This window comes from Streptomyces sp. A1136 (genome assembly GCF_004795055.1).
Classification (GTDB): domain Bacteria; phylum Actinomycetota; class Actinomycetes; order Streptomycetales; family Streptomycetaceae; genus Streptomyces.
In genome coordinates this window covers 20176-30020 of sequence record NZ_SSBJ01000059.1, presented here as the reverse complement: position 1 = coordinate 30020, position 9845 = coordinate 20176, and the positions used below count along the sequence as shown (strand labels likewise).

Here is a 9845-nt window from a genome sequence, read left to right as displayed (position 1 = left end):
GGCGGGCCGATCCCGGCGGGGGCGGGCCCGGGCTGCGGCGGGCGGGCCCGGGCTGCGGCGGGCGGGCCCGGGCTGCGCCCCGGGCTCCTTGGGGCTCCGCCCCTAACCCAGCGCCTCAAACGCCGGCGAGGCTGGATCTGGAAGGCACGCCCCGAACGCCCCGGACGCCGCGGGTCCGGGGTGTGACGGAAGGGGCGAGGGTCAGGACGAGCGGCGGATGAGGAGGAGGGCGCGGTCGTCGTTGACGTCCTTGGCGACCTTCTCGATGAGGTGCCAGGCGGCGCCGTCCCAGCCGGCGGCGACGTAGCGGTCCGCTTCGCCCGTCAGGCGGTCGATGCCCTCGCTGATGTCGCGGTCCGCGGTCTCGACCAGGCCGTCCGTGAAGAGCATCAGGACGTCCCCGCGGCGCAGGTTCCCGCGGGCCGGGGTGAAGTCGACGCCGTCGTAGACGCCGAGCAGCGGTCCCTCGCCGGAGACCTCCCGCCAGCGTCCGGTGCCCGCCGAGAGCTGCAGGGCGGGGAGGTGGCCCGCGGAGAGCAGTTCGTAGTCACCGGTCTCCAGGTCCAGGACGAGGTGGATGGAGGTGGCGAAGCCCTCCTCCCAGTCCTGGCGGAGCAGGTAGCCGTTGGCGGCCGGCAGGAACCCGTGCGGGGGCAGCGCGCCGAGCAGGCCCCCGAAGGCGCCGGAGAGCAGCAGGGCGCGCGAGCCCGCCTCCATGCCCTTGCCGGAGACGTCGGTCAGCACGATCTCCAGGGTGCGCCCGCCGTTGGTGCGCGCGGCGACGACGAAGTCCCCGGAGAAGGACTGGCCCCCGGCCGGCCGCAGGGCCATCTCACGGTGCCACCCGGTGGGCAGGGCCGGCAGCTTGCTCTGCACCCGGATGCGTTCACGCAGGTCGAAGAGCATGGTGCCGCCGCGCCGCCACGGGACGCCGACCCGGCTGCGGAACTGGGCGATGACCAGCCCGAAGAACCCGCAGGCCGCGACCACCAGCACCGTGCCGGGCGTGACCCGGGCGGGTCCTTCCGTGTACGGGCCGAGGACGAGGGCCTCCACGATCAGGGCGACGGCGGAGGCGGCGTACAGGGCGAGCAGGCTGGCGGGCCGCAGCAGCAGTCCGCCCGCCACGATCGGCAGGACGAGCGCCGACGGCGAGAACCAGACGGGCATCATCAGTGTGCCGAAGGCGATCGCGGGCACGGTGAGGAGCAGACCACCGAAGGCGAGCCAGTCGGAGGCGTCGCCGCGGAAGTAGTCGACCGCGGATTTGCGCAGGCCGGTGCGAGCCCGGTGCGACAGCATGCGCGTCCGGGCCATGAGCGTCTCCACACGTGCTCCGGCCATTGCTTCGGGACCCTATCCATCCTGGCTGTGCGCGCGCAGGGGTACCCCCGGACCTGAGGGCCGCCGGAGGTCGAAATCTCCTCGACTGGATGGGAATGCCCTGGTAAGGATGCCCATATGGCTCTTGAGACGCGGGTATTGCAGGCTGATGAGTGGGATGTCTGGTACGACCACCTTGAACTGGCGTTCGGCGGTGTGCCCGAATCCCCTGAGGAGCGTGAACTCTACAAGTCCCTCACGGAGTTGGAACGCTCGCTGGGCGTGTGGGACGGCGAGGACTGCGTGGGTTCGGCGGGCGCGTTCAGCTTCCGGTTGTCCGTGCCGGGCGGGCTCCTGGTGCCCGCCGCGGGGGTCACGATGGTGGGCGTCGCGCCGACCCACCGCCGGCGCGGAGTGCTCACGTCGCTGATGCGCCGCCAATTGGACGACATCCGGGCGGGTGGTGAACCGCTCGCCGTGCTGACGGCCTCGGAGCCGGAGATCTACGGGCGGTTCGGCTACGGCACCGCCACCTACGCGCTGGCCCTGGAGATCGACACCACTCGCGTACGACTCGGCGTGCCGCCGGGGACGGACGGCGTCCGGCTCCGCCTGGTGGACCCGGACAAGGCCCTGGCCGACTGTGAGCGGGTCTACGCGGCGCTGGTGGCGCGGCGGCCGGGGATGCCGGCGCGGCAGCCGGGCTGGGAGCGGCAGGCGCTGCTCGACCCGGAATCGCTGCGCGCGGGCGCCTCGCCGCTCAAGTGCGTGGTCGCCGAGGGGCCTGACGGCCAGGTGGTCGGGTACGCCCGCTACCGGGTGAAGGCGGACTGGGAGCCCACCGGCTCGGCCGGGACGGTGGAGGTGGCGGATCTCGACGCGCTGGAGCCGGCGGCGTACGCGGCGCTGTGGCGCTACCTGTGCGAGATCGACCTGACCTGGAGCGTGCGGGCCGCCCGGCGCCCCGCGGACGATCCGGTGCTGCACCTGGTGACCGACGTACGGCGGACCCGGCCGAACCCGCGCGACGCGCTGTACCTGCGGCTCGTGGACCTGGGGCCGGCGCTGGAGGCGCGGCGGTACGGGGCGCCGCTGGACGTGGTCCTGGAGGTCGAGGACGCGTTCTGCCCGTGGAACGAGGGCCGGTGGCGGCTGCGCGTCGGGCCGGACGGGACTGCGTCCTGCGTGCGCAGCGCGGACCCGGTGGACCTGGAGCTGTCGGTACGGGACCTGGGCTCGGCGTACCTGGGCGGCATCACGCTGACCGCGCTGGCCGGCGCCGGACGCGTCCGCGAGCTGCGCCCGGGCGCCCTGACCCGTGCCTCGCGCGCCTTCGCGGGCGACGTGGCCCCCTGGCTCCCCCACGGGTTCTAGGCGAGCGGCACCGCTAGCGGCTCTGGCAGCCGGGGCACCAGAAGAGGTTGCGGGCGGCGAGACCGGCGGTGCGGATCTCGCCCCCGCAGATGTGGCAGGGCATGTTCGCCCTCCGGTAGACGTACACCTCGCCGCCGTGGTCGTCGACCCTGGGCGGGCGGCCCATGGCCTCCGGGAGGTGCTCGTCGCGGACGGTGTCGATCCGGTTGTTGCGTACGCCCTCGCGCATGAGCACCACCAGATCGGCCCAGATCGCGTCCCACTCGGCCCGCGTCAGGTCCTTGCCCGCCCGGTACGGGTCGATGCCATGCCGGAAGAGCACCTCGGCGCGGTAGACGTTGCCGACGCCCGCGACCACCTTCTGGTCCATGAGCAGCGCGGCGACGGTCGTACGGGAGCGGGAGATCCGCTTCCACGCCCGGTCGGGGTCGTCGTCCGGGCGCAGCGGGTCGGGGCCGAGGCGCTCGTGTATCGCCTTCTTCTCTCCGTCGCCCAGCAGGGCGCAGGCGGTCGGTCCGCGCAGGTCTGCCCAGTGGTCCGGGTTCACCAGGCGCAGCCGGACGGTGTCCGTGGCGGGCGACGCGGGGGCGGGGCCGAAGCCGAGCTTGCCGAAGAGGCCGAGGTGGATGTGGACCCAGGCGTCGCCCAGCTCCAGGAAGAGGTGCTTGCCGTGGGCCTCGGCGCTCTCCAGGGTGCGTCCGTCGAGCAGGGCGGCGCTCTCGGCGAACCGGCCCTGCGGGCTGCTCACCCGGACCGGACGCCCGGCGAAACGCTCGGTGTGGTCCTGGGCGAGGCGGTGGATCGTATGCCCCTCGGGCACGGCGGGGCTCCTCACGGCGACGGGCGGGAAACGGCGGACACGGGCGGAGACGGACGGGAACGCAGCGGGCCGTGCCGCCGGTGTCCGGCGGCACGGCCCGGCCGAGCGGGCGGATCAGCCCTGGGGGTGGTGGGCCGGGATCGGGGGCAGCTCGCCGGTGGTCTCGTAGGCGGTGAGCATGTCGATGCGGCGGGTGTGGCGCTCCTCGCCGGAGTACGGGGTCGCCAGGAAGGCCTCGATGAAGCCGACGGCCTCGTCCTGCGTGTGCATGCGGCCGCCGACGGAGATCACGTTGGCGTTGTTGTGCTCACGGCCGAGCTTCGCGGTCTCGACGCTCCAGGCCAGGATGGCGCGCACGCCCTTGACCTTGTTCGCCGCGATCTGCTCGCCGTTGCCGGAACCACCGATCACGATGCCGAGGCCGTCCGGGTCCGCGGCGGTCTTCTCCGCGGCGCGCAGGCAGAACGGCGGGTAGTCGTCGACGGCGTCGTAGATGTGGGGCCCGCAGTCGACGGGCTCGTGGCCGTTGTTCTTGAGCCAGTCCACGAGGTGGTTCTTCAGCTCAAAGCCGGCATGGTCAGATCCGAGGTACACGCGCATGGGGTCGAGTGTGGCACGGCTGCCCCGGAGTCCTGCCGGAGGGTGCCGGGCGGAGTGTGGCATGAGTCACTCGGCAAGCTCAAATTATCCCCAACAACCCAGACGGGACGGGGTGGGGCGAAGGTCCCGGGACTTTAGCCCCGGGCAACCTTCCGGAACGAGGTCTTCCGTCTGGCGTTCATCTCAGGTTTCAATGCCGGGACTCGCAACCCGAGAACCTAAGGAATCGTCCATGAGCTCCACGACGACCCTTCAGAAGGCAGGCGACCCCTCCGGCACCCCCGGCGACGCCAAGCCCTCCGATGGTCTGAAGGCCGGTCTCAAGAACCGCCACCTGTCCATGATCGCCATCGGCGGTGTCATCGGCGCAGGACTCTTCGTCGGCTCCGGCGGCGGCATCGCCAAGACCGGTCCCGCCATCCTCGTGTCGTACGCACTCGTCGGCGCGATGGTCGTCTTCGTGATGCGCATGCTCGGCGAGATGGCCGCCGCGAGCCCGAACTCGGGCTCCTTCTCCGCGTACGCCGACCGCGCGCTCGGCCGCTGGGCCGGTTTCTCCATCGGCTGGCTGTACTGGTTCTTCTGGGTCGTCGTGCTGGCCGTGGAGGCCACCGCCGGCGCGAAGATCCTGGAAGGCTGGATCCCGGCCGTCCCGCAGTGGGGCTGGGCCCTGATCGTGATGGCGGTCCTGACCGTCACCAACCTCGGCTCGGTCGCCTCCTACGGCGAGTTCGAGTTCTGGTTCGCGGGCATCAAGGTCGTCGCCATCGGCGCCTTCGTGATAGTCGGCATGCTCGCCGTGTTCGGCGTGCTGCCGGGCTCGGACAACCCGGGCGCGGGCTTCGCCCACCTCACGGACGCCGGCGGGTTCATGCCCAACGGCTGGGGCTCGATCCTCACCGGTGTGCTGATGGTCGTCTTCTCGTTCATGGGCAGTGAGATCGTCACCCTGGCCGCCGGCGAGTCCGAGGACCCGCGCCGCGCGGTCACCAAGGCCACCAACTCGGTGATCTGGCGCATCGGCGTCTTCTACCTCGGCTCGATCTTCATCGTGCTGACCCTGCTGCCGTGGAACGACAAGTCGATCGTCGAGAAGGGCTCGTACGTCGCCGCCCTCGACTCGATCGGCATCGCGCACGCCGGTCAGATCATGAACGTGATCGTCCTGACGGCCGTGCTGTCCTGCCTGAACTCGGGCCTGTACACCGCTTCGCGCATGGCGTTCTCGCTGGGCGAGCGCGGTGACGCCCCGAAGGCGTTCGCCAAGGTGAGCAAGAACGGCGTGCCGACCGCCGCCATCCTGGGGTCCGTGGTCTTCGGCTTCCTCGCCGTGTACTTCAACTACGCCTTCCCGGACACGGTCTTCGACTTCCTGCTGAACTCCTCGGGCGCGATCGCGCTCTTCGTGTGGCTGGTCATCTGCCTGACCCAGCTGCGGATGCGCCGGATCCTGGAGCGGGAGGCGCCGGAGAAGCTGACCGTCAAGATGTGGCTGTTCCCGGGTCTGACCTGGATCACCGCCGGGATGATCGCCTTCGTGCTGGCCTACATGGTCTACGACAAGGACAACCGCGAGACCGTGACGCTGTCGCTGCTGGTCGCGGCGGTCGTCCTGGTGATCGGCGGGGTCCGCGACTGGCGCCGCCGCAAGGCCGCCGCGGTCGCGTAGTCCCGGGAGCACTTCCCATGGAACAGCCCCGGACCACCGCTCGTGGTCCGGGGCTGTTGCGCACGCGCCTTCGCGCGCGTTGCGTGTACGCGTCCGCGCGCGACGTGCTCAGCCGCGGTCGAGGAGCTTCCACGTGGTCGGCAGCAGGCCCATCGCCAGAGCCGCCTTGACGGCGTCGCCGATCAGGAACGGGGTCATGCCGCCCGCTACCGCGGCGCCGAAGGACATCCCGGTGGCGAGGGCCAGGTACGGGACGCCCACCGCGTAGACGAGGGCCGAGCCGAGCACCATCGTGGCCGCCGTGCGCGGGACGGAGCGGTCGACGCCGCGCCTCGCGAGGGCGCCGACGACGGTGGAGGCGAGCAGCATGCCGAGCACGTAGCCGAAGGTGGCGCCGCCCGCGCCCGAGGCGCCGTGGGCGAACCACGGCACCCCGGCCATGCCGACGAGCGTGTACAGCGTCATGGAGAGGAAGGAGCGGGCGGGGCCGAGCGCGGCGCCGATCAGCAGGGCGGCGAAGGTCTGGCCGGTGATCGGCACGATCAGGCCCGGCACCTTGACCGCGATCTGGGCGGCCACGCCCATGAGCGCGGCTCCGCCGACGACGAGCGCGACATCACGGACGCGGCTCGCGGGCAGCAGGTCGGCGAGGACGGCGCCGGGTCGGGAGGAGACGGAAGCAGTGCTCATCAGGGGACTCCGCGGGGGGATGAACGGATGACGGGACGATCATCGACGTTAGTCCGGGGCCGGTCGCCGCCCCACCGCCGCCTGAGACAAGCCATACTGCGCGGTTTGGTGGGGAGTACACAAAGACCCTCTTCCATGCCCGAGTTGCAGTGATCCCCGTCACGACCCACTAGAGACTTCACGTCCGTTTTGCGTGGACGGACACCCTCCGGCGAGACTGTAGGGTCCCTCCAATCTGCGCGACCCCCCATCGCCGCCAGGCCGAACGAGAGTACGAGCCCACCCTCATGCGCGACCGCCTGACCGACAAGCCCGCCCCCGCGGACGGGCTTCCCCCCGAACCCCTGAGCCACAGTCTCAAGCAGCGCCACCTGACCATGCTGGGCCTCGGCGGAGTGATCGGCGCCGGGCTCTTCGTCGGCTCCGGCGCCGGCATCTCCATCGCCGGACCGGCGATCATCTGCTCGTACCTGCTCGCGGGTGTCCTCGCGATGCTGGTGATGCGGATGCTCGGCGAGATGTCGGCCGCGATGCCCGCGTCCGGCTCGTTCTCCGTCTACGCGGAGAAGGCGCTGGGGCGGTGGGCCGGCTTCTCGGCGGGATGGTTGTACTGGTTCCTGCTCGTCGTGGTGCTGGCGGTGGAGGCGACCGGCGCCGCGAAGATCGCCAACGGCTGGGTGCCGTCGGTCGACCAGTGGGTCTGGGTGCTGGTCTTCATGGTGGTCTTCACCGTCACCAACCTGACCGCGGTGAAGAACTTCGGCGAGTTCGAGTTCTGGTTCGCGGCCCTCAAGGTCGGCGCCATCGTGCTGTTCCTGGTCCTGGCCACGCTGGCGATCTTCGGCCTGCTCCCCGACACCGACCCGGCGGGCGTGCGGAACCTCAGCGGGCACGGCGGGTTCTTCCCCAAGGGGTTCGACGGCGTGGTCGCCGGCATGCTCGCGGTCGTCTTCGCCTTCGGCGGCCTGGAGGTCGTCACCATCGCCGCCGCCGAGTCCGACGACCCGGCCCGCTCGGTCGCCCGCGCGGTGCGCAGCGCGGTGTGGCGCATCCTCTTCTTCTACGTCGGCTCGATGCTGGTGATCGTGACCCTGCTGCCGTGGGACTCGCTGGAGTCGGGGCAGAGCCCGTACGTGGCCGTCCTCGACTCCATCGGCATCCCGTCGGCCGGTCAGATCATGCAGATCGTGGTGTTCGTGGCCCTGCTGTCCGCGCTGAACGCCAACCTCTACGGGTCCTCCCGCATGGTCTTCTCGCTGGCCGAGCGGGGTGACGCGCCCAAGGGGCTGCTGAAGGTGTCCGGGGGCGGGGTGCCGCGCCGCGCGGTGTTCGCCTCGGTGGCCTTCGGGTTCGTGTCGGTGGTGCTGAACCTGCTGTGGCCGGACACGGTGTTCCTCTACATGCTCAACGCGGTCGGCGCGGTGCTGCTGTTCGTGTGGGCGCTGATCGCGGTCTCGCAGTTGCGGTTGCGCCGGCGGATCGAGCGGGAGATGCCGGAGCGGCTGACGCTGCCGATGTGGTGCTTCCCGTACCTGACCTGGGTGGCGCTGCTGGGCATGGGGGCCGTGCTGGTGCTGATGTTGTTCGACGATTCGGCGCGGCCGCAGCTGCTGTGGTCCTCCGGGGCCGCCGCGGTGGTGCTGGTGATCGCGGGCGTACGGGAGCTGCGGGCCCGCCGGGCCTGAGCCGTCCCCGTCGTTTCCAGGCGCGTCCCGTGCGACTGCACGGGGCGCGCCTTTCGCGTGCCCGGGGCAAGACGGGCACCCCTTGCGTGTGCTTCGACCTAGATACTGTTAGCGTGCAGTTGCGCATTGCTTGCAATAAGCAGTTGGCACGCCGAGGGGACCGGACACACGCATGGCCATCTACACGCTTCCTGAGCTTCCGTACGACTACGCGGCACTGGAGCCGGTGATCAACCCGCAGATCATCGAGCTGCACCACGACAAGCACCACGCGGCCTACGTCGCCGGCGCCAACACCACGCTGGAACAGCTGGAGGAGGCCCGCGCCAAGGAGAACTGGGGCGCGCTGAACGGGCTGGAGAAGAACCTCGCGTTCCACCTCTCCGGCCACATCCTGCACAGCATCTACTGGCACAACATGGCCAGCCCGAAGACCGGCGAGGGCGGCGGCGAGCCCACCGCCGCCGACGGTCTGGGCGACCTGGCCGACGCGATCACCGAATCCTTCGGTTCCTTCGGCGCGTTCAAGAAGCAGCTGACCTTCGCCGCGTCGGCCACCCAGGGCTCCGGCTGGGGCGTCCTCGCGTACGAGCCGATCAGCGGGCGCCTGATCGTCGAGCAGGTCTACGACCACCAGGGCAACGTCGGCCAGGCCTCGGTGCCGGTCCTCGTCTTCGACGCCTGGGAGCACGCCTTCTACCTGCAGTACAAGAACCAGAAGGTCGACTTCATCGAGGCCATGTGGAAGGTCGTCAACTGGCAGGACGTGGCCGGGCGCTACGCCGACGCCAAGGCCAACACCCCGCTGCTGATCCCCGTCAAGGGCTGATCGGCGCCACCGGCCCGTCCGCCTCGTGATCGTCTTCTCAACCTTCGCCGGCGGGCGTGTACAGCGCGAGACCCCCGTGAGGACCTGACTCACGGGGGTCTCGTGTACCCGGGTCCCACGACGCCCGGTGGGACTACTCGAAAACGGGGCCCCGGGTGCGGGTGCGCTTGATCTCGTAGAAGCCCGGGGTGGACGCGACGAGCAGCGTGCCGTCCCACAGTCGGGCGGCGGCCTCGCCGCGCGGGGTCGGCGTGACGACCGGACCGAAGAACGCCACCTCGTCGCCGTCGGCGCCGGGTACGGATATCACCGGGGTGCCGACCTCCTGGCCGACGCGCTCGATGCCGTTGTCGTGCGAGGCGCGGAGCACCTCGTCGTACTCGTCGGAGTCGGCGTGTGCGAGCAGCTCGGCCGGCAGGCCGACCTCGGCCAGCGCCTCCGCGATGACCTCGCGGGTGGCGCCCTTGCCCTCGTTGTGGATACGCGTGCCCAGGGCCGTGTAGAGCTTGCCGGTGACCTCGTCACCGTGCTTCTGCTGGGCGGCCGTCACCACGCGCACCGGCGCCCAGCCCTTGGGGCCGAGGATCTCGCGGTAGTGCTCGGGCAGGTCTTCCAGCTTGTTCTCGTTGAGGACGGCAAGGCTCATGACGTGCCAGCGCACCTCGACGTCGCGCACCTTCTCGACTTCGAGCATCCACCGCGAGGTCATCCACGCCCAGGGGCAGATCGGGTCGAACCAGAAATCGACCGGGGTCTTCCCGCTCACCTGCGTGTCGGCCATGTCTCTCCTCAAATCGTGCACCCGCATCCGGTCACCTTGCCCCCTGGCCAACCAGCTCCGGGCCGCTCCCATTC

General features: G+C 70.8%; 9 protein-coding genes. 4 read left to right on the top strand and 5 right to left on the bottom strand.

Features of this window, described 5'->3' with window-relative positions; all coding sequences use genetic code 11:
• Positions 1–201: 201 nt before the first annotated feature.
• Positions 202–1344, bottom strand: coding sequence for a PP2C family protein-serine/threonine phosphatase (locus E6R62_RS34365; RefSeq protein WP_136217413.1), 1143 nt, complete (start codon positions 1342–1344; stop codon positions 202–204).
• A gap of 117 nt (positions 1345–1461) precedes the next feature.
• On the opposite strand from E6R62_RS34365, the gene E6R62_RS34360 reads away from it, so the two are divergent.
• Complete coding sequence (locus E6R62_RS34360; protein ID WP_136217412.1) at positions 1462–2697, top strand: GNAT family N-acetyltransferase; 1236 nt, start codon at positions 1462–1464, stop codon at positions 2695–2697.
• A 13-nt stretch (positions 2698–2710) separates the two neighbouring features.
• Here E6R62_RS34360 and E6R62_RS34355 read toward each other — a convergent pair whose 3' ends face one another.
• Together E6R62_RS34355 and E6R62_RS34350 are read right to left on the bottom strand one after the other, a co-directional pair.
• Positions 2711–3517, bottom strand: coding sequence for an Fpg/Nei family DNA glycosylase (locus E6R62_RS34355; RefSeq protein ID WP_136217411.1), 807 nt, complete (start codon positions 3515–3517; stop codon positions 2711–2713).
• Positions 3518–3631: 114 nt separating this feature from the next.
• Entirely contained in the window at positions 3632–4117 is a 486-nt protein-coding gene (locus E6R62_RS34350; RefSeq protein ID WP_136217410.1) for a ribose-5-phosphate isomerase, read from the bottom strand.
• Positions 4118–4349: 232 nt separating this feature from the next.
• On the opposite strand from E6R62_RS34350, the gene E6R62_RS34345 reads away from it, so the two are divergent.
• Positions 4350–5786 (top strand): amino acid permease, encoded by a 1437-nt coding sequence (locus E6R62_RS34345; protein ID WP_136217409.1) that lies wholly within the window; start codon positions 4350–4352, stop codon positions 5784–5786.
• A 108-nt stretch (positions 5787–5894) separates the two neighbouring features.
• Here E6R62_RS34345 and E6R62_RS34340 read toward each other — a convergent pair whose 3' ends face one another.
• Positions 5895–6476: a biotin transporter BioY gene (locus E6R62_RS34340; RefSeq protein WP_136217408.1), complete on the bottom strand. Its 582-nt coding sequence runs from the start codon at positions 6474–6476 to the stop codon at positions 5895–5897.
• 287 nt (positions 6477–6763) lie between these two features.
• Here E6R62_RS34340 and E6R62_RS34335 point away from each other — a divergent pair, with 287 nt between their 5' ends.
• Both E6R62_RS34335 and E6R62_RS34330 read left to right on the top strand, forming a co-directional pair.
• On the top strand, positions 6764–8161 hold the full coding sequence (locus tag E6R62_RS34335) for an amino acid permease (protein WP_136217407.1): 1398 nt from the start codon (positions 6764–6766) through the stop codon (positions 8159–8161).
• Positions 8162–8333: 172 nt separating this feature from the next.
• Positions 8334–8990, top strand: a complete 657-nt coding sequence (locus E6R62_RS34330; protein WP_136217406.1) for a superoxide dismutase — start codon at positions 8334–8336, stop codon at positions 8988–8990.
• A gap of 133 nt (positions 8991–9123) precedes the next feature.
• On the opposite strand, the gene E6R62_RS34325 is transcribed toward E6R62_RS34330, so the two are convergent.
• Positions 9124–9771, bottom strand: coding sequence for a DsbA family protein (locus E6R62_RS34325; protein WP_136217405.1), 648 nt, complete (start codon positions 9769–9771; stop codon positions 9124–9126).
• Positions 9772–9845 lie beyond the last annotated feature (74 nt).